Below are 19,521 nucleotides of genomic sequence, written 5' to 3'. Positions count from 1 at the left end.
GGTGCATCGAATGATGCATCGGGCTTTTTTGTGTCTTGCTGGTTTATACAGCGCAGGTTTATCGGTGGCAGATTCCTGAATGACAGATTCCTGGACCGCAGGCATAAAAAAACCGGAGTGGCGAACCACTCCGGTTTTTGTCAGGCAGTGAAAGCCGGGATTAAACCGGTTTCACAACGAACAGCAGGTCGCCCTGGTTCACCTGTTGGCCATCGGCGTTCATGATACGGGTGACCTTGAACTTCTGGCCTGCCGGGTACAGTTCGGCACCGGCGCGGTTGAACTGCTTCAGGCTCAGCGGCGTGAACATTTTCATCGCTTCCATCAGACACAGGGTCTGTTCCACGTCGATGATGTCACCTTCCTTCACGAACGCTGGTTCGCTTGGGGAAGAAGAGCCGTAGAAGATAGACGTGGTTGGCGACAGAACTTTCAGTTCGTCGGAACCTTCAATCTTCAGTGCAGAAGCGTCTACCGCGTCAGCAGCCAGATCCGCAGCTTCTTCAACGTCCTTGATCAGTTCGTTGAGGTCGGTGCGATCCAGGAATTTCGGCAGGTAGCCAGTGTCGTAAACGCCGTTCTTGAACACTTCATCATCCAGAATGCGCATGGCAGTCGGGATATTGGTGCACACGCCGGTGATCTTCACGCGGCTCAGGTATTCACGCAGCTTGGCAACGGTATCTTCACGGTCCTTACCGTAGCAGATGATCTGTACGATCATGCTGTCGTAGAACGGCGATACTTCCTTGCCGGCGGCGGCCATGGAAATCAGATCAATGTAATCTTCTTCTGGCAGTACGCATTCGCGTATCTTGCCTGGGGTAGGAACAAACTGCAGTTCTTCGCCCTTGATCACTGGCTTCTCGGCGTTGATACGAACTTCGATGGCGTAACCTTCACGTTTCGGAGCCAGATCAGCGATAGATTCACCTTCAGCGATCTTGAACTGGGTAGATACGATATCAATACCGGATACCCATTCCGTTACAGGGTGTTCTACCTGCAGACGGGTGTTCATTTCCATGAAGTAGATGGTGTTGGCATCGAGGTCGTAAATGAACTCAACGGTACCGGCACCGAAGTAGTCCACGGCGTCTGCCAGTTTGGTGGCGTAGTCGTAGGACAGCTGTTCCAGTTCACGCGGCAGCATGGTAGAGCCGGATTCCTCGAACAGTTTCTGGTTGTTACGCTGTACGGAACAGTCACGCAGACCCAGGATCTTGGTGTTTCCGTGCTTGTCACGCAGTACCTGTACTTCGATGTGACGCAGGGAAGTTACGAACTTCTCCAGGTACACGTCGCCGTTACCAAAGGCCGCTTTGGCTTCGGTAGAGATCTGGTGGAACAGGGTGTGCATCTTGTCGGCAGAGTGAACTACCTGAATGCCTTTACCACCACCACCGTGTACGGCTTTCAGCAGCACCGGGTAACCGATTTCTTCTGCAACAGCCGCTGCGTTGGCAGAGCTGGTCAGAATACCGTGAGAACCTGGTACCACTGGAACTTCTACGCGCATCGCGGTGTTAATCGCGTTGGACTTGTTACCCATGGTTTCCATGGAAGAAACGGCAGGGCCAATGAAGTTGATATCGTGGTTACCACACAGGGCCGCAAACTGGCTGCTTTCGGACAGGAAGCCGATACCCGGGTGCAGGGCCTTGACGTTTTCGTGGTGTGCAACACGCAGCACGGACTTGGCATTCAGGTAGGATTCGTCCGGGGTGTTACCACCGATACAAATCACGCGGTCTTCAGGGCCAAGCATGTCCACTGGTACGGAATTCATATCCGGGTCGGACTGAACCAGAACCACCTTGATGTCGTTTTCCTGCGCCTTGCGGATCAATTTCACGGCAGTACAACCACGGGCGTGTACCAGCACCTTGTCGACAGGACCGAATACCTTGTCGCTGTTGGCGCCTTTGCCTGTGTCCGGAATCAGACGCTCGGCAGTCACGTAACCTTGCAGAACACGATCCAGAACGTCATCAACAGTGTGACGTGCAGTTGGCATGTCAGGGTCGATGGCGCGCAGGCGGTCGTCCATATCGTCGAAGAACGGGTGGGCCACCAGGCCGTCCATGGACTTCGGAGAAACAGACAGGTAGTTGGACAGGGTGCTGGTGCTTGGCAGGTAGCTAGGCACAACAATCTGACCGGCGAACGGCATATTGGTACCGGAGAAGTAGTAGGTCTGTGCCAGTGGGTGAGTCACGAAGGACGCCTGGGCACCACCAGTACAGTCACCGAAGCCGAAAATCACCAGTGGCAGTTCGTTGTCACGAACAAAACGGGTGATACGGTCGTTAGTCACAGCCATGGAGAACAGTGCTGCAGCACCTTCTTTGGTTTGCATACCACCGGAAGAAACGAAACAAACGATTGGCAGGTGCAGCTTGGCACACTCCACCATCAGCTTGCAGAATTTCTCGGCAGAGGCCATGTCGAAGGCACCGGCCTGGAAGTCCAGATTGGATACCAATGCACCGACTTGCTGTTCACGTTCGCCAATCTTGATGGTACCGATACCGGTAATCACACCACATGGCTTGACGTCTTTCTTCAGTGCGCCTTCGATGGAGCTACGGAAGCCAGGGAACTGAACCGGGTCAGCAGACATCAGGTTGCTGTTGGTTTCCTGGAAGTCAGTGAAGAAACGCTCAATGATGGCATTGGCGGAGGTCTTCTTCTGACGCTTGGTGTCGTCCAGAACCTGCTGGATCAGCAAGTCGTGGTAGGCCATGGTCAGACGGTTCCAGAAGTCCTTACGACGACCAATGGTGACCGGGTTGATACGACCATTATAGGCTTTGCCCTGCTGTTCGGCGGAGTAGTACTCCGGCAGCAGTTTTTCCAGAATGAAGGTGATCACCACGAACAGGGTGTCAGACAGGCGAGGGAACGCCAGCTTCTTCCATTCTTCAACGGACTTCAGGAAGGCACCACGCTGACCGCTCTTGCAGAAGTAGCTCAACCAGTAGTTGAAGGATTCCTTCTCTTGCTCGGTGTAGGTGTCGCCAGAAGTCGCTTCGGCGAGGGATTTTTCCAACAGTGCTTTCAGGCTTTCCAGCGACAGCGCACGGCTCTCGTTGGCTTCCTTGGCAACGTTCACCAGGTTGCTGATGAAGTTGTCGTACATCTTGCCGAACACCAGCATGTTGTGACACACCTGGGTGAATTCCAGACGCAGTTCATCATGCAGAATGGCGTCCAGAATGGTGATGTCAGGGTGCTGCGGGTTCTGGATGTTTTCCTGGCGGAACTGGATGTACGGTGCCAGAGACTCTTCCAGAATACGACGGTTGGCTTCGATGGTCGCCGCGTCGTTGCTGTTGGCCAGTGCTTCGGTACGGGAGGACAGCTTCAGCTCGGAACGAATGGCTTCAGGAACCAGAGCGCCTTTCAGGACGATGTTCAGAGCGGACGCGATGGTCTGCTTCAGAGCGCCTTTGGACTTCTCTTTTTCCATGCCTTCAGTCAGTTCCTGATGAACGTCATGAGGCAGCTGTTCGCGAATGTAGGCGGCCAGCGGATGGGCGTTGTTCTCGATGAACTGGGCAACGGACTGGGTGTCCAGAACGTCGGCAGCGCGCAGCAGGAAGCGGCTCTGCTTGTAGTCTTCCAGGTAGTTCAACAGGCCGTTGAAGTTAACCGGCGCGTCGGACTTCCAGCGGTTGAACAGGTACAGACCCAGGTTGAAGCACAGCTCTTGCTTGGCTTTCAGGTAGTTGTTCTTTGGTTCACCCAGGAACAGACGTGCGATGGTGCCACGGCTTTCGTCGCGGTCTTCGTACTTGCTCCAGAAATTCTTCCAGCTCTTGTGCAGCGTGTCGTCGTAAACGATTTTCTCAGGCGCTTGCAACCAGTTCTGGAACTTGCGCTTGGACTCGGCTTGTTGACGCTGTTGCAGCTGACCTTCCGGAATCTCTTTCTCAGCCAGACGGCCGTAGTTTTCAACGGTGCTGGAGTGAATACGACGACGCAGGGTCAGGTAACGGGTGTAACGGTAGGTCAGACCAAACAGGTTAACGTGCTCAGTCGGGCTTTCTGCAACGAAGAAGTTAGCGCCTTTTTGCAGGTTTTGCAGTTTGTCTGACGGCTTCAGGAAACGCTCAACCGAGGTCTTGTAATGGTCCAGCATGTATTCGTTGTTCTTGGCGAACTCGACGGCGCTGCCTTCGATGGACTGAATACCGGAAACCACGGCCTGGTGCAGGTTGAAACGCTTTTCGTCAGCGTCGGTCGGGGCGTAGTCGATGATGCCATCGATGATGCCGGCTTTACGCAATTCGTAGCCGGATACACCCACGTACTTGGCACACTCCTGCCAGGACAGGTTGTACTTGCGGGCAATGCTCGCGAGACCCTGTGGCTGAATGGTGTTGAAAATACCGTCGCGCACGGTCAGCAGGATGTTGGTGGTGGCCAGTGGGATGGCACCGCCGGAGTAACCTGCACCCCAGATAATACCCAGGGATGGCACGTCGTTGTTGGCCATTTCGGTGATCAGGTGGGAAATGCTGTGAGCCTGGTTGCCGGCGTTGGCAACTTCACCGGCATCGGCTCCCGGCGTATCGATAAAGGTAACGATAGGCATGGAACGCTGGGCGTAGGAACGTACCAGCTGAGCTGCGCGGTTGTGGTGCTGTGGGCCCCACACGCCATTGGCGGTTTCGCGGTTCTGACAGATGAAGGCAACGCGGCGTACCTTGCCGTTGAAGTCCATGTCGGCTTCACAGGCGTACAGCGGGCCGTCTTCAACTTCAGTGATGGTGCGCAGGATCAGGTGCTTGACGACGCTCTTGGCGCCTTCACGGCTGTTGCTTTCAGAAGGAGCAACCACCTGTTCGATATATTCGTCGATGTTCAGGGTTTTCAGACGCGCCAATTCGGTGTCACAGGTGTCAGGCGCGACCAGACCTTTTACGGTTTGGTCAACAGCGTTGTCTTCATACTCAGGGAACAGGGAGAAATCTGCCGATAGCTGTTCGGCAATTTGAAAGAGCTGGTCTACTTGTTTGGAAATTTGTTCAGACATGTTGGGTTAATTCCGTAATGTGCCGATCGTCGGACCAGGTTGGTTGGCAAGCCGCCAAACCAATCATGCCCGCTGGGCAACCGATGTTTTCAGTTGCCGTCGCAGGCCTGGTAAGTCAGGGAGCAAGGATCGGGTTTCCCTTGCCCCTGGCTGCTGATTAGACAGCCTTGAAAATCAGTGTGGCGTTGGTGCCACCGAAGCCGAAGCTGTTTGACATAACGTACTTCAGCTCAGCTTCACGGTTCTCTTGAACCAAATCGTACTCAGCAGCGCCTTCATCCACTTCAGTGATGTTGGCACTACCGGTGATGAAACCGTGTTTCATCATCAGCAAGCAGTAAATGGCTTCTTGCACGCCCGCGGCACCCAGAGAGTGACCGGACAGGGACTTGGTAGAGCTGAATGGTGGCACCTTGCCATCAAAGGCCTGGGCTACGGCTTTCAGTTCGGTGATGTCGCCTGCTGGAGTGGAAGTACCATGAGTGTTCAGGTAGTTGATTTCCGGGTTGCCGGCTTCTGCCATGGCAATCTGCATGCAGCGAACGGCACCTTCGCCGGAAGGGGCTACCATGTCGGCGCCGTCGGAAGTGGCACCGTAGCCAACCAGCTCGCCGTAGATGGTGGCGCCACGGGCTACTGCGTGCTCGTATTCTTCCAGTACAACCATCGCACCGCCGCCAGCGATTACAAAACCGTCACGGTTAGCATCGTAGGCACGGGAAGCGGTGGCCGGGTTGTCGTTATTCTTGGTAGACAGTGCGCCCATGGCGTCGAACTGCATGGACAGTGCCCAATGCTCTTCTTCACCGCCACCGGCGAAAATGATGTCTTGCTTGCCAAATTGAATCAGTTCGGCACCGTGACCAATACAGTGTGCGCTGGTAGCACAAGCGGAGGTCATGGAGTAGTTGGTGCCCTTGATCTTGAAGGCAGTTGCCAGGTTGGCGGAGGTGGTGGAACCCATGGTGCGGGTTACACGGTATGGGCCAACGCGCTTGACGCCTTTTTCACGCAGGATGTCGACAGACTCAACGATGTCGCTGGTTGAGGCGCCGCCGGAACCGGTGATGATGCCGGAACGTGGGTTGCTGACCATCTCGTCAGTCAGGCCTGCGTCGGCAATGGCTTCTTTCAATGACAAGTAGGAGTAAGCAGCAGAGTCGCCCATGAAGCGCATCATTTTACGATCGATGTGTTCACTCACGTCGATTTTCGGACGGCCAGCAACGTGGCTGCGCATACCGATCTCAGCGTACTCAGGAATGAATTGGATACCGGAGCGCTGTTCGCGCAACGAGGACAGTACTTCTTCCTTATTGTTGCCCAGGCAACCAACGATCCCTATACCTGTAACCACTACTCGACGCATAACTAGATCTCTGAACTTGTTCTAAGTGACTGAAACGCGACATCGTAAGACCGTCGCGTTGAATTAATGTTTCAAAAATAAGTAATGAGCCCTGAAAAAGCTCAAAATACTGAAAATCGCCGTCCACTATATAGCAGGCGGCAAAAATGGATAAAGAAAAATATTCTTAACTGAGAATCGTCAATCGCGACTCAAAAAGCCCGACGCAGATCACGCCAGTCAGAGTTTATCTGCTGTAATTGGCATGAAACTGGTCGGTTTTTGTTCGAGATCAGATCGAAGACGCGGTTTTGACGCGCTTGAAGACCGGAATCCAGAAGCCACGTGCACTGTTGATCAGTGCGCAAATGGCAATAACGGAGGCCAGCAAACCGGTGCACGGGTATGGGTCGTTGTGGAACGGCGTATAAATAGCTGCCAATGACAGAATGGTAGCGGTAAACAGGATTACACCCGGCTTGTTGGGCCACTCGAAGTGTTGGCAAATCCACACCGACAGCCAGGCAATGATGATGCCGCCAGCCGAGCCAACCAGAACGTCCAGTGGCCAGTGGGCACCAACCGCGATACGGCTGAATGCTGCCAGCAGGGCAAAGGCCAGCAGCGGTAGCAGCCAGCGTGGTGAAATTGCCAGCATGACCAGCGTCCAGCAACTCAATGCAGTAAATGAGTGGCCAGACGGAAAGCTGTGACGGGTGAGTGTGGGGCCAATGATGTGAAAGCTGTCAGGTACCAGCACAGCGGCTGGTCGCAGGGCATCAAAGAAGGCTTTACCGCCCTGGACATAAAGAGTGCCAATAATCAGCAGTACCAGCGAAGGCGCCAGAATCTGTGGGCGGAAGCCTGCGACCAGCAGCAGCAAACAAACGCCGAACAGGGTGTCGGCGGTGAAGGTCATGTTGGCCCAGAATCCATCTGGCATCACGCTGGCATCCTGATTCAGTAGCAAAAAAATGGCGGCATTGGTGTCGGTAAGCGACACCACCAGGGCCATGGCCAGTAACAGCAAGGCGGCAACCAGCAGAGGGATCTGTTGTGGGCCAAGTGTCAGGCGATCAGTGCGCATCAGGGGCTCCTGTTGGGTGTGTCTCGTTAGCATCGGTTGGGTTCATGGCCGGGCTGTCAGGCCATTGAATCAGCACAATCGGTCCTTCGTGAAACAGCACATCGTATTGGGGCAGATTGTCGATACGGTCTTCGCGGCCAAAGCCAACCCGGCCAGCGGGCAGGTCTGAGCGTCGAGGGGTGACCTTGTCGAGGTAAACGTTAAAGCTCGGAGTATCAATCGACAGGGTGGTTACCGGCAGATTGTGCTCGCGGGCAAACATGGCAGCGTTATAAATAGGGCGCTGCTGGGCTTCACTGAAGGCCGGAGCAAACACATACCAGGTGAAAATGGCCTGACAAATACCCGCCAGAAATAGCCCTTTCCAGATGGCCAGTTTGCGCCACAGAATAAAGCCAACCGCGATCAGACCCAGTACCGCGGCCTTGATGGCAAAGGCGGTATTAATGTAATGAGAAGCTCTTTCTGCTGTGGCGATTTCAATCGGATTAGTAAGGCCAGCCTTGATGGTAGGTACCAGCAGCGGAAAGATTGCAAACAGCGCAAAGAACAGAGCTGGCAGAATGGCAACCAGCCAACGGCGCTTGAGAGCAAAGCGATGCCGGGCCATCAGCAATACCAGCGGTGTGCAGCCGTACAAAATATAATGCGGCAGCTTGGTGCTGGCGGCGCTGAACAACACCAGCACAAACAGGAACCAGATCCACAGGAAGCGATTCAGCGGGTCAGAGGTAACACTCTTGATGCTTGGCAGCATGCGCAGCAACAGTGGACCAAAGGGTGCAAGGACAAACGGTAATACCAGCGGGTAGAAGAACAACGAGCCGCCGTGGCCTTCCATCGCGTTGTTAAAACGATTGACGTTGTGCTTGAGGAAAAAGCCGTTAATAAAATCCTGCCCCTGAGCCATGTACTCCAGCACATACCATGGTGCGGCGATGGCCAAAAACAGTACCCAGCCCGGAACGAAGAACAAGGCACGCAACAGGGCCTCACGCTGACCGTTCCAAAGATAGAAAATCACCGCCACGGCACCCGGGATGGCAACCGCCACCGGTCCTTTGGTCAGTACGCCAATGCCCATCAAGGCGTACACCGCATACAGCACACCTTTGCCGGCACGAGGGTCGCGCAGGCTCAGCCGGCTGTGGTGGTACATCAGCAGCAAGGTGCAGGCGAGTACTGAGTTCAGCAGTGCATCGGCCGTCGCTACATGGGAAATAACATTAATGCCCAATGCGCTGGCACAGATCATCGCTGCAGCGACGCCGGTATCGCGGCTGAGGTAGTGGCGTGCGAATACGAATGTGGCCATTGACCAGATGATGCCGGCCAGCACTGACGGCAAGCGGAATGCCCACACTTCGGTGCCAAACAGGGACATGGAAACGCCCTGTAACCAGTAAATCAGGATGGGTTTGTCGAAACGCACCCGGTCGTTTAGCCAGGTGGTAATAAAGTCACCACGCTCGAACATGCCGCGGGTAGCTTCACTGAAGGCGCCTTCATCATGGTCAAACAGCAGATAGCCGCCCATGTTTAATGAAAACAGCACCACGATGAGGGGCAGCAGCCAAAAAGGCATGGCTGCTGGAAGGGGCAATCGCATTGGGTATCAGCTCGCGGAGGTTGGGGCGTCTTTGTTGGCTTCGTCGTTGAGTTCGTCTTTCAATGTAGAACTCGGACCATTCCCGTTCGCCCAATTGGCATCGGCTGCTGGCTCACCTTCGCGGTGGTAAATCACGTATTGCTGTTGGCGGGCCGACGATTCGAAATAGGTACGTGAGATCAGTTCAGACATCACGCCGGTGGTCAGGAATTGCAGCGCCGCAATGACACACACCACCGCGATCAGAAACAGCGGTCGGCCGCCAATGTCTTCACCCAGAATAAACTTCACAAAGGCCAGGTACACCATCAGCAGGGAGCCAATAGAGCCCATGGTCAGGCCGATCATGCCAAAGAAGTGGCCAGGACGGGCGCGGTAACGCATGAAGAAGTAGACCGACAGCAAATCCAGAATAACCCGGAAGGTACGGGAAATACCGTACTTGGAGGTGCCTGCGGTACGCGCATGGTGGTCAACCACGATCTCGCCAATGCGGCTTGGTGGTACAACCGCAGCCACCCAGGCCGGAATAAAGCGGTGCATTTCACCGTACAGGCGTACCTGTTTGATAACCGAGGAGCGGTATACCTTCAGTGAGCAGCCGTAGTCGTTGATGCGTACGCCGGTGATCTTGCCAATCAGGCGGTTGGCAATGCGCGAAGGGATCTTGCGCATTACCAGATCGTCCTTGCGGTTCTTACGCCAGCCGGTCAACAGGTCGAGGTCTTTCTCGATCAGGTGGTCGACCATGCGAGGAATGTCTTTTGGATCGTTTTGCAGGTCGCCATCCAGTGTCGCGATCAGTTCACCACGGGCTTCATCGATACCCGCCTGCATGGCCGCGGTTTGGCCGAAGTTGCGACGCAGCTCAACCACGCGAACATGACTGCCGCGCTCTTCAGATTGGCGACGCAACGCCTGTGGCGTGCCATCGGTACTGCCGTCGTCAACGACCAGCAGCTCCCATGGACCTTGATAGTTGTCCAGGGCTTCATGCACGCGGGAAATCATTGGGCCGACGTTGTCGATTTCATTGAACATCGGAATAACAATCGACAAGGACGGCTTGGTGTTCTCTGTCACAGGGATACCACTCTGAAAAATCATATAGGAAACGCGCTGGATAATACCCAAAAGCGTGCAGCGTTAAAACTGACGCAATGTTGCAGCGGTGCCGCTAATGGATCTTCCAGGACGGTTAAGGTTCCGGGCGTCGAGGGATCAGAACCGTCATCAGGGCGGTCAGCAACAAGGTGCAGCCGAGTACAAACAGGTGCAGGTTGACCGCACCGGCCAGGGCGGCCTTGGCATCGGTGGCCCAAAGCACAAGGCCTGCGACGACTCCGGCCTCGTAGGTGCCAGCACCGGCAACACCGTGAATAGGCAGCACCGAACTCAGCTCACCGGTGCTTGCGCCAACCCAGGCATGATTGAAAGGGATGCCGATGAACTGCTGCAACAACCAGGCGTAAACCGCCACCTTCAAGGACCAGTTGAACAGGGTCCAGCCGAAGGCGCGAATAAAGGGCCATGGGGAGCGGGGCAGGGCTGCCATCAGGTCGGCAACCTTGTTCAGCTTGCCTGAGTTGTGATTCTCCAGCCAGCCGATGATCAGGTTTTGCAGCGGCAGTATGACAAGCGGGCAGGCCAGTAGCAGGATTTGCAATGTCCAGATTACGTTTTCCGTCAGTCCGGTCAATTGCGCCAGTTGGCTCTTCAGAGTCCATACCGACAACACTATCAAGGCGTACAGGTCGAGCAGTCGCAGCCACAGCAATGCCGGGGCTGAGTGACGCGCCGGGCAGTCAAACTGTTGTTTCATTAATAGAGGGAAGCTGACTTCACCACTGCGCATTGGCAGCATGTTGTTAAGAAAGTTGTGAATCACGGTGACGCGGGTCAGTTGCCAGAAATGCCCTCGGCAATACTGATGAAAAAAGTCATAGAAGCGTGCGGCTCGTAACAGATAGCTGGCGGCCATCAGGGTAACCGCGGCCAACAAGGCTTGTGGCGCAATGGACTGCCAGCTCAGAAGTACGGCAGACCAGCCGTAGCTTTGTTCAACAAGGACAATAAAGGCGATGAAAATCAGCAGGCTCAGCCAGAATTTCCAGGATTTCAGCATTGGGCTCTCAAGACCAGCATGACCGCAGTCACAGTTGAAGGGAACGGCTGCGGATACTTGCCCTCGTACCGTATAAAGTCAAGCGTTGCATCCATGGTCAGGCTTGGGTAACGTCCGCGCTAACAAAAACCGGATTCATGCTTGTGGTCGCTTCAGAAACTCCTTCTTTTAAAGTCTTGTTGATTAAAACCTCTTCGCTGGGGGATGTGTTTCATACCCTGCCGGCACTGGAAGATGCCTGGCGCAGTGTGCCGGGGCTAACCGTGGACTGGGTGGTAGAAGAAGGCTTTGCGGCGATTCCGGCCTGGCACCCGGCGGTGCGAAAGGTGATTCCGGTTGCCTGGCGACGTTGGCGCAAGAAGTTGTTCAGTGCCCAACACCGGGCGGAAATTGCCGAGTTTCGCCAGCAGCTTAATGGCGAGCAATACGATCTGGTACTGGACGCTCAAGGATTGCTGAAAAGCGCCATGATCACATCGTTGGTGAAAACCGATAAGCAACGCAAGGCCGGTTTGGATAAACACAGCGCGCGGGAATCGTTGGCGGCGCTGGCCTATGGACAGAAGTATCCGGTAGCCAAAGGGCGTCATGCCATTCACCGGTTGAGGGAGCTATTTGGCAAGGTGTTCGATTACCAGTGCGAAGAGCTTGAATTCAGCTATGGCGTTGATCGTAGCCGTTGGCAGCGTCCGAACATTGAGGGCCATTATTGGCTGTTTTTGCACGGGACGACCTGGGTTACCAAGTTGTGGCCGGAAAGTTACTGGAAAGCCCTGGCACAGCAGGCTGTCGATCAAGGGCGTAAGGTGGTGTTGCCGTGGGGTAACGACGAAGAGCACGAGCGTGCGATTCGAATTGCCGAAGGCATTGAAGGGGCTGAAGTACTGCCGAAAATGGGCCTCAACGAACTGACGGCCTGGTTGGCATATGCCGAAGCCATTGTTGGTGTTGATACCGGTTTGTGCCATGTGGCGGCAGCGCTAGAGGTTCCGGCGGTAGCCATTTATGGCTCAACAGACAGTAGCCTGACCGGAGCACTGGGGCCTGAAATGGAAGTGCTGGCGAGTGAATACCATTGCGCACCGTGCCTGTCGCGCAAATGCCTGAACCCGGGTGAGGGCGAGGTAGAACCGCCTTGTTATCAGGAAATCAGCCCGGCACGGGTGTGTGAGCAATTGCTCACACGGTTGGGTCGCGCCGACGTTATTGCTGCGAACTGATCAGGTCGCGGGCATCAATCAGGGCTTCATAGTACGCCAGTGATACTTCCTGTGAACTGAGGCCTCGCTGTTCCAGTGCGGCCCAGTCCAGGGATGACCAGTCTGCCTGTTCCAGGCGAGTGATCACATTCAACATTTCTCCCAACTCACCACTGTTGTTGAGCAGCGCTTCGCTGATCATGGCGGGCAGGTGCAGTTTCTCGCACAGCACTTTCAATGGCACGTCGACAAACGCATCCAGTAACGAAAATAGCCCAACGGTAAATGCGGTTTCCTTGTCCATGTCTGGCCACAGCTCTGCCAGTTGGCGAGCGAGGCAGGCACGGGTGACGGCTTGTTCCTGCAAGGCGACGGGCTTGTCGTCCAGCTGGCCCAGTGCCAGCATGTTTGACCAGGACTTGAGCCGGTCCAGTCCCATGGTCATTACGGCTCGGGTGATGGACGTGATTTCACTGGCAGGGGCAAACGCGGGTGCGTTGACCATCTGCAAGATGCGCGAGCTGATTTGAGGGTCGGCCTGAATCACCCGGGTCAGTTCGTCGACTTCGCTGTCGGGATTGTTCAGTACGCGCAAGAGTTTCAGCACTGTGAGTTTGTTGTCGGGAATCTTCTTGCCGTACATCACGTCAGGTTTGGCAAAGAAAAAGCCTTGAAACAGATCGCAACCGGATTGGGTGCAGAACTCGAACTCCGCGCGGGTTTCGACTTTCTCAGCCAGCCACTTCAAACCGGGGCGCTGGTTGGCGGCCATGATGTCGCGCAGCTGCTCTAGGTTGTCGAGTGCCATCAGGTCTACCTTGATGATGTCTACCAATTCCAGAATGGCTGCGGGAATGGTGCCGCCGGTGAAGTCGTCGAGGGCGATCTGGAACCCCTGATTGCGCAAGTTACGAATGTGGTCGGCCTGAGTGTCGGTCAGTTCAAGGTGTTCCAGCAGCTCTGCAACGACGTGCTTGCAGCCAAGGATCGGGGGGTTTTCCAGCCAGTATTGGGTGAAATTCACAAAAGCGGGCAGGCCCCCTGTGACGTTTTCGATGCCGAGGTCGTTAAAGGCATTGATGATGACTTCGCTGGTTGCCTGGTCGCCGTGAGAATCCTGCCAGTCAGGAGTGGCGTTGGGCACCGGTCTGCTGAGTAGCTCATAGCCGACGGTTTTTTGATGCTTGTCGAGTATCGGCTGGCGCGCCAACAGGGGAACCTGGCTATCAATCATTCTCTCATCCTGAACTGCAAAGCGGCCGTTTGGCCCGCTGGTAAATTAGAGTGTAGCCGACTCATGCAGTTTGCTCGGGGTTGTCTACACTTCAGGGAGTATCTATTTAAACCTGCATGATCCTGAGAGGTCGCTGGCTTCGGTGGCGCTCGATTGTAACCGGCTTTGGACGTTATGGCCGACCTCGAGCGACCTTATGTGCTAACGGGTTGTGAATTGTTGCGCAAACGTCAATAGCGGCAAATGACGCACGCCCCGCGAGCCTCAAGTGGGGATGTGAATCCATGAGTCGAATCCAGAGCCCGGATGTGCCGTGCGGGGTTACTTACATACACCTTTTATAAGAGTCTACAGCTGGAGCTTTTTATGAGCGGCGTACTGAGCAGTGTTGATGCCAGAACCAAATTGGTTGGCCAGAATCGCCTCGAGATTCTGCTGTTCCATCTCGGTGGTCGGCAACACTTCGCCATCAATGTCTTCAAGGTGCAGGAGGTGATGCGACTTCCCAAATTGACGGCACTGCCTGACTGCCATCCTGTGGTTCGCGGCGTCACTCACCTGCGTGGCCAGACAGTGCCAGTGGTGGATTTGCGGCAGGCCATCCAGATGGGGCCTTTGAAGGTTGATGATGTCGACGCCACCATTATTGTGACGGAATACAATATGACGGTTCAGGCGTTTCTGGTGGGTGGTGTCGATCGTATTGTGAATATGAACTGGAATGAAATCCTGCCGCCCCCTGGTGGGGCAGGGCGTCAGCATTATTTGACAGCCATTACCCGCATCGATGAGAAAATTGTGGAAGTGATTGATGTCGAGAAGGTGTTGGCAGAAATCAATCCGTACGATACCCAGCTTCCCGATGATATTTACGAAAACGACTTGCTGGCGGTGATTCGTGGCAAAAAGATACTCATTGTCGACGATTCAAAAGTAGCGTTGGGACAGATGAAGCAAGTACTTACTCCTATGGGGCTGGAGATTGTAGAGGCCAGTAACGGCCTTGAGGCTTATCATCAGCTGATGCATTGGAAGGAATCAGGCATGGACATCGATAATGACATTGCCATGATCATCACCGATGCTGAAATGCCAGAAATGGACGGTTACATGCTCACTACCGAAGTGCGAAGGGACCCTGTATTGAAAGAGCTGATCATCGTGTTGCATACGTCCCTGTCAGGTAACTTCAACAAGGCGATGGTGCAAAAAGTGGGTTGTGATGGCTTCCTGTCGAAATTTGCTCCGCACCAAATGGCCACCGAAGTGCAAAGCCTGTTGCGTAAGCGCTTCATGGGCTAGGGGATTCATGGGGTAAGAGCCCCGGCGCAATTTATCGTTTTCACTGTTTGGCCTTACAGCGCCAAAACGGCTAAGCTCCAGCTTCGACTAACGCCTGTGGAAGCCGGAGTCTCCCTTGACTGATCTCACTGTCACCCGCCTGTTTATTTATCCCGTTAAATCCTGTGCTGGAATTGAAGTTGATCGTATTGAATTTGATCGACAGGGCCCTCTGCACGATCGTCGCTTTATGGTTGTCTCGCCCGAAGGCAAGTTCCTGACCCAGCGTCAATTACCCGTGATGGCTCATATTCAAACCGGGTTGCTGGAAAATGGGTTGAAGTTATCTCTGACTGCCCGTCACTCCGCTACAGGCTCCGCTGCTAATTCCAGTTATGGCGGTTGTGATATCGATTTGAATCAGCAGTCGTATTGGCAGTCGCGTCAGGTGAGGGTCTGGGGGGATGACGTTTCGGCGCTCGATTGCGGTGACGAAGTGGCCGACTGGCTAACGACTGTGCTGGGACGCGAAGCCCGGTTGGTGTATATGCCAGCAACTGTTGATCGGCCGGTAGACCCTGAGCGAGCGGCGGAGCAAGACCTGGTGGCCTTTGCGGATGGATTTCCTTTGTTGGTGTGCGCGGAAGAATCTTTGGCAGCGTTGTCGTCAGAGGCGGGTTTGACCATCGATATGTTGCGTTTTCGTCCCAATGTTGTGGTGGCTGGGGATACCGCTTTTGCTGAGCTTGATTGGCAGCGCATGGACGTTTTGGGCGGTGAGCAGTCCAATGCTGCCTTGCTGTGCCTGAAGCCTTGTACCCGGTGTGTGATTCCGACGCGTGATATCAACTCGCTTGAGAAGCAATCGGACGTTGTGGCGGCACTGAAGGCACTTTGCCTGTCTGATAAAGGGATTGTATTTGGGCAGAATGCTGTTGTTCGCAGCATCGATGCTTTGCAGGTGGGGATGGTGTTTAGCGCTGTGAAATAAGCACTTGGCTGCCGACTTGATCGGCTGGTAATGACGTATATCGAAAGGGAAGCGCGGTGCTTCCCGTTTTTGTTTGCTGGTTAGAGGTATTCAGAGCGTCCCTAAAACAGCTCGATTTCGTCCTCGGTGCCAAAGTCATCGTTGGCGCTTTGTTCAAAATGGTGGCGGTAGATTTCCAATGCCTGGCTCACGCTGTGACCTGACATGATGTGTTCAAACATGATGCGCTCAGCTTCCATGGTGTAAAAACCTTTGATCCTCAGTTGCAACGCCTTCCATGAGTTTGGCTGGTAGCGTTCGCCGCTGTCGGCCATCAGGTGTCCGACTTGTTCCAGGCTATGGGAGACGTGATCCAGGCGCTGACTGAGGCGATCGTAGAACTGAAAGGCGATGATGGATTCCTGAATCTCCTGATTCACCTGCGAGGCGATCTGATGAATCTCGCTTTTGATGGTGCTGGCGGCAGGTTCTTCGATCTGATTCGATTCTGTTTCAGTAATCTGCAAAATGCGGCGGGTGTTGTCTGCCATGGCGGTGAAGTTGGTGGAGAGCTTGTCGACGGATTGGCCGCCTTCGTTAAGAGAGGTCTCTATTTGGGCGACCGCCAGTGCCAGCATGGCCATGGTTTCGCCAACCTGGCTCCAGTCCATCTCCTGATTTTCAGGGTGTGCTTGTCCTGCAATGCTGTGGCGATCGTTGGTCATGGTAAAAATCCTGGCTGAAGCTATCTTTTTACTCTAGATCAACTGACTGTTTTTGCTGTGTTTTGGCGTTATTTTTTGTGCCTCTGGTGTTGGGGGTAAATGCAGGTTCTTTGGGCTTGTTGCAGGCTGGCAGATCGAAGGGGCGAGTGGTGTGGTCAGGCATGGCTGGAGGTTGTGGCTGCAGATAGTCAAATTGTTGAGTCAGGTGGCCTCCTCGTCAGGTGCTTGAAGGGCATTGTGATTCATTTTATGGCTTATTTATTTTGGGTGGAATGCGACACATTCACCTTGGCGGGATATGACGTTCGGCATATTGGAGGGTGTGTTTTGTGAGTTGCGCCAATGTGGACATTGGTTGTTTTGCGATCAGAAATATATGACTAAAGGATAAATATATTCTGTGTTTATTTTGAATATAACCTTGGTGGATATTCATAAAATGCACCGGGTATTTGTTTTTGATTTGCCCGGATATGTTTTCTCGGGGCAATAAAAAAGCCGCTGAATAGCGGCTTTTTTATTTATTTCCGGATATTAGCCCGGGTAGTCACGCTTGGTGTGACCGGTGTACAGCTGGCGTGGACGGCCGATGCGGTAGTCGCCGCTGATCATCTCATTCCAGTGTGCAATCCAGCCTGGAGTACGGCCGGTGGCAAAGATCACGGTGAACAGCTCAGTCGGGATGCCGATGGCTTTCAGGATGATACCGGAGTAGAAATCGACGTTCGGGTACAGGCCACGTTTGACGAAGTACTCGTCTTCTGTCGCAATTTTTTCCAGTTTCATGGCGATCTTAAGCAGAGGATCGTTTTCCATGCCCAGTTCAGCCAGAACTTCGTCGCAGGTCTGTTTCATAACCTTGGCGCGTGGGTCGAAGTTCTTGTAAACACGGTGACCGAAGCCCATCAGGCGGAACGGATCGTCCTTGTCCTTGGCTTTGGCGATGAACTTGTCGATGTTGGATTCGTCACCGATTTCGTTCAGCATCACCAGTACGGCTTCGTTAGCACCACCGTGAGCAGGACCCCACAGGGCAGCAATACCCGCGGCAATACAGGCGAACGGGTTGGCACCGGTAGAGCCAGCCAGACGAACGGTAGACGTGGAAGCGTTCTGTTCGTGGTCGGCGTGCAACAGGAAGATGCGATCCATTGCCTTGGCCAGAACCGGGCTGATTTCTTTCTCTTCACATGGGGTGTTGAACATCATGTGAAGGAAGTTTTCGCCGTAGCTCAAGTCATTACGTGGGTACATGAATGGCTGGCCAATGGAGTACTTGTAAACCATGGCGGCCAGAGTAGGCATCTTGGCAATCAGACGGTGAGCGGAGATGACACGGTGGTTTTCATCGTGAATGTCCAGTGAGTCGTGGTAGAACGCGGACAAGGCGCCCACAACACCACACATAATGGCCATTGGGTGTGCGTCACGACGGAATCCGTTGAAGAAGTGGCTCAGCTGCTCATGAACCATGGTGTGGTTCTTGATGGTGCTTACAAATGTAGCCTTCTGTTCTGCGGTTGGCAGTTCGCCGTGCAGCAACAGGTAGCAGGTTTCCAGGTAGTCGGATTTCTCTGCCAGCTGTTCAATCGGGTAGCCGCGGTGCAGCAATACACCCTTGGCGCCGTCGATATAGGTGATCTTGGATTCGGTTGCCGCAGTGGAAACGAAGCCGGGATCATAAGTAAACAGGCCTTTGCCAGTCAGGCTACGAACATCGACTACGTCCTGTCCCAGGGTGCCTTCATACACCGGGAGTTCCAGGGATTCATCGATGCCGTCGACTGTTAGTATTGCTTTTTTGTCAGCCATGGATAGGCCTCCTGCTGTTCAAATTAAGCCCAATTATTAAGGCGTTACCTCTAATTAAGGGCGTTTACTATAGGTTCTGAAGCAGCTTTGTCAATTACTGACCTCCGAGCATATATGTTGTTCATTGTGGCATATATCCGTGTATTCCCGGAAACATTGGCATTCATAAATCCAGTCTATTTATACGATAGTAGTAGAGAAGCGGTTTCAGGGTGTCTGAAGTGTTTGTAAAAGGGTCGGTGCGTGACTATAATTTGTCGCGGCCGTAAAACTTGTGCAAACCTTGTACACGCTACGGTCGTCTTCTTGAGCCCGCGCTTGCCCTGCTGCGTCAGACGGCAGAACAAGCCCATAAGAGAGTGTAAAGAGCCGTGAATAGCAATAGACCTACAAACCTAGATCTTTCTACTATTGAGCTCCCACTTCCCGCCAAAGCGTCCATTATTCACCGTATCTCCGGTTTCATCCTGTTTTTCGCTGTTGCCTTCATGCTGACTGCACTTGCGACCTCGCTGGAATCTGAACAAGGCTTCGAAAGCCTGATGAGTGCTTTTGATAATGGATTGGTCAAGTTCATCACCTGGGGCATTGTTTCCGCCCTCGGTTACCACTTTGTGGCAGGTATCAAACACCTGTTGATGGACATGGGAATTGGTGAAACCAAAGAAAGCGGACGTACTGGTGCCATGATTACTCTGGTACTGGGCGTAGTTGTAATCGTACTGGCAGGAGTTTGGGTATGGTAACAAGTGTCACAAACCTGGGCCGCAGTGGCCTGTATGATTGGATCGTCCAGCGCCTGACTGCTGTCGTTCTTGCCCTTTACACTCTGTTTCTGGTGGGTTTTCTGGTGGCAACGCCGGATCTGACCTACGGCCAGTGGCAGGGCCTGTTCTCCCAGACCTGGATGAAAGTATTCAGTCTGGCTGCTCTGATTTCGATTTGTGCCCACGCCTGGGTAGGTATGTGGACCATCTCAACTGACTACCTGAAAAACGCTGGCGTTCGTACCGTATTCCAGCTGGTGTGTGCAGGTTTTCTGTTTGTTTACCTCGTTTGGGGTATCGATATCCTCTGGAGCGTGTAAGTT

14 protein-coding genes are annotated in these 19,521 nt (G+C 53.9%); 5 read left to right on the top strand and 9 right to left on the bottom strand.

Annotated features, from left to right (window positions below; translation table 11 throughout):
- Window positions 1-160 precede the first annotated feature (160 nt).
- The 6 genes from ACXADJ_RS08290 to ACXADJ_RS08265 all read right to left on the bottom strand — a co-directional run bounded on the left by ACXADJ_RS08290 (window position 161) and on the right by ACXADJ_RS08265 (window position 11,210).
- Window positions 161-5,041: an ATP-binding protein gene (locus tag ACXADJ_RS08290; RefSeq protein ID WP_475064699.1), complete on the bottom strand. Its 4,881-nt coding sequence runs from the start codon at window positions 5,039-5,041 to the stop codon at window positions 161-163.
- Between the two features lie 157 nt (window positions 5,042-5,198).
- Entirely contained in the window at window positions 5,199-6,410 is a 1,212-nt protein-coding gene (gene fabB / locus ACXADJ_RS08285; RefSeq protein ID WP_028292559.1) for a beta-ketoacyl-ACP synthase I, read from the bottom strand.
- A 271-nt stretch (window positions 6,411-6,681) separates the two neighbouring features.
- Window positions 6,682-7,476 carry a phosphatase PAP2 family protein gene (locus ACXADJ_RS08280; protein ID WP_475064696.1) on the bottom strand — a complete coding sequence of 265 codons (795 nt, stop codon included), beginning with the start codon at window positions 7,474-7,476 and terminating at the stop codon, window positions 6,682-6,684.
- Complete coding sequence (locus ACXADJ_RS08275) at window positions 7,466-9,061, bottom strand: ArnT family glycosyltransferase (RefSeq protein ID WP_475064692.1); 1,596 nt, start codon at window positions 9,059-9,061, stop codon at window positions 7,466-7,468. The genes ACXADJ_RS08280 and ACXADJ_RS08275 overlap by 11 nt, the downstream gene beginning before the upstream one ends.
- Window positions 9,062-9,091: 30 nt before the next feature.
- Window positions 9,092-10,168, bottom strand: coding sequence for a glycosyltransferase family 2 protein (locus ACXADJ_RS08270; protein ID WP_475064690.1), 1,077 nt, complete (start codon window positions 10,166-10,168; stop codon window positions 9,092-9,094).
- A gap of 115 nt (window positions 10,169-10,283) precedes the next feature.
- Complete coding sequence (locus ACXADJ_RS08265; protein ID WP_475064688.1) at window positions 10,284-11,210, bottom strand: lysylphosphatidylglycerol synthase transmembrane domain-containing protein; 927 nt, start codon at window positions 11,208-11,210, stop codon at window positions 10,284-10,286.
- A 179-nt stretch (window positions 11,211-11,389) separates the two neighbouring features.
- On the opposite strand from ACXADJ_RS08265, the gene waaC reads away from it, so the two are divergent.
- Window positions 11,390-12,430: a lipopolysaccharide heptosyltransferase I gene (gene waaC / locus ACXADJ_RS08260; RefSeq protein ID WP_475064686.1), complete on the top strand. Its 1,041-nt coding sequence runs from the start codon at window positions 11,390-11,392 to the stop codon at window positions 12,428-12,430.
- Here waaC and ACXADJ_RS08255 read toward each other — a convergent pair.
- The gene (locus ACXADJ_RS08255; RefSeq protein ID WP_475064683.1) at window positions 12,414-13,643 is read right to left on the bottom strand and encodes an EAL and HDOD domain-containing protein; all 1,230 of its coding nucleotides are present in this window, start codon (window positions 13,641-13,643) and stop codon (window positions 12,414-12,416) included. The two genes, waaC and ACXADJ_RS08255, sit on opposite strands and share 17 nt — an antisense overlap.
- A 366-nt stretch (window positions 13,644-14,009) precedes the next feature.
- On the opposite strand from ACXADJ_RS08255, the gene ACXADJ_RS08250 reads away from it, so the two are divergent.
- Both ACXADJ_RS08250 and ACXADJ_RS08245 read left to right on the top strand, forming a co-directional pair.
- Window positions 14,010-14,945, top strand: coding sequence for a chemotaxis protein CheV (locus ACXADJ_RS08250; protein WP_475064680.1), 936 nt, complete (start codon window positions 14,010-14,012; stop codon window positions 14,943-14,945).
- Between the two features lie 115 nt (window positions 14,946-15,060).
- Window positions 15,061-15,915, top strand: coding sequence for an MOSC domain-containing protein (locus tag ACXADJ_RS08245; RefSeq protein ID WP_475064678.1), 855 nt, complete (start codon window positions 15,061-15,063; stop codon window positions 15,913-15,915).
- 101 nt (window positions 15,916-16,016) lie between these two features.
- Here ACXADJ_RS08245 and ACXADJ_RS08240 read toward each other — a convergent pair whose 3' ends face one another.
- Both ACXADJ_RS08240 and gltA read right to left on the bottom strand, forming a co-directional pair.
- Window positions 16,017-16,619, bottom strand: a complete 603-nt coding sequence (locus ACXADJ_RS08240) for a hypothetical protein (protein WP_475064675.1) — start codon at window positions 16,617-16,619, stop codon at window positions 16,017-16,019.
- A 534-nt stretch (window positions 16,620-17,153) separates the two neighbouring features.
- A complete protein-coding gene (gene gltA, locus ACXADJ_RS08235; protein ID WP_475064672.1) occupies window positions 17,154-18,431 on the bottom strand; it encodes a citrate synthase in 1,278 nt (425 codons plus the stop codon).
- A 371-nt stretch (window positions 18,432-18,802) separates the two neighbouring features.
- On the opposite strand from gltA, the gene sdhC reads away from it, so the two are divergent.
- Both sdhC and sdhD read left to right on the top strand, forming a co-directional pair.
- Entirely contained in the window at window positions 18,803-19,177 is a 375-nt protein-coding gene (gene sdhC, locus ACXADJ_RS08230; RefSeq protein ID WP_084644848.1) for a succinate dehydrogenase, cytochrome b556 subunit, read from the top strand.
- Window positions 19,171-19,518 (top strand): succinate dehydrogenase, hydrophobic membrane anchor protein, encoded by a 348-nt coding sequence (gene sdhD / locus ACXADJ_RS08225; protein WP_028292553.1) that lies wholly within the window; start codon window positions 19,171-19,173, stop codon window positions 19,516-19,518. Before sdhC ends, sdhD begins: the two co-directional genes overlap by 7 nt.
- The last annotated feature ends 3 nt before the right edge of the window (window positions 19,519-19,521 follow it).

The organism is Oceanobacter sp. ABM4_470, from assembly GCF_056158645.1.
This window is presented reverse-complemented; position numbering and strand designations above follow the sequence as displayed.

What these genes read in the sequence shown, in the direction of transcription:
- ACXADJ_RS08290 (WP_475064699.1), bottom strand. Translation starts at nt 5,041, where the DNA reads ATGTCTGAACAAATTTCCAAACAAGTAGACCAGCTCTTTCAAATTGCC.
- fabB (WP_028292559.1), bottom strand. Translation starts at nt 6,410, where the DNA reads ATGCGTCGAGTAGTGGTTACAGGTATAGGGATCGTTGGTTGCCTGGGC.
- ACXADJ_RS08280 (WP_475064696.1), bottom strand. Translation starts at nt 7,476, where the DNA reads ATGCGCACTGATCGCCTGACACTTGGCCCACAACAGATCCCTCTGCTG.
- ACXADJ_RS08275 (WP_475064692.1), bottom strand. Translation starts at nt 9,061, where the DNA reads ATGCCTTTTTGGCTGCTGCCCCTCATCGTGGTGCTGTTTTCATTAAAC.
- ACXADJ_RS08265 (WP_475064688.1), bottom strand. Translation starts at nt 11,210, where the DNA reads ATGCTGAAATCCTGGAAATTCTGGCTGAGCCTGCTGATTTTCATCGCC.
- ACXADJ_RS08255 (WP_475064683.1), bottom strand. Translation starts at nt 13,643, where the DNA reads ATGATTGATAGCCAGGTTCCCCTGTTGGCGCGCCAGCCGATACTCGAC.
- ACXADJ_RS08250 (WP_475064680.1), top strand. Translation starts at nt 14,010, where the DNA reads ATGAGCGGCGTACTGAGCAGTGTTGATGCCAGAACCAAATTGGTTGGC.
- ACXADJ_RS08240 (WP_475064675.1), bottom strand. Translation starts at nt 16,619, where the DNA reads ATGACCAACGATCGCCACAGCATTGCAGGACAAGCACACCCTGAAAAT.
- gltA (WP_475064672.1), bottom strand. Translation starts at nt 18,431, where the DNA reads ATGGCTGACAAAAAAGCAATACTAACAGTCGACGGCATCGATGAATCC.
- sdhD (WP_028292553.1), top strand. Translation starts at nt 19,171, where the DNA reads ATGGTAACAAGTGTCACAAACCTGGGCCGCAGTGGCCTGTATGATTGG.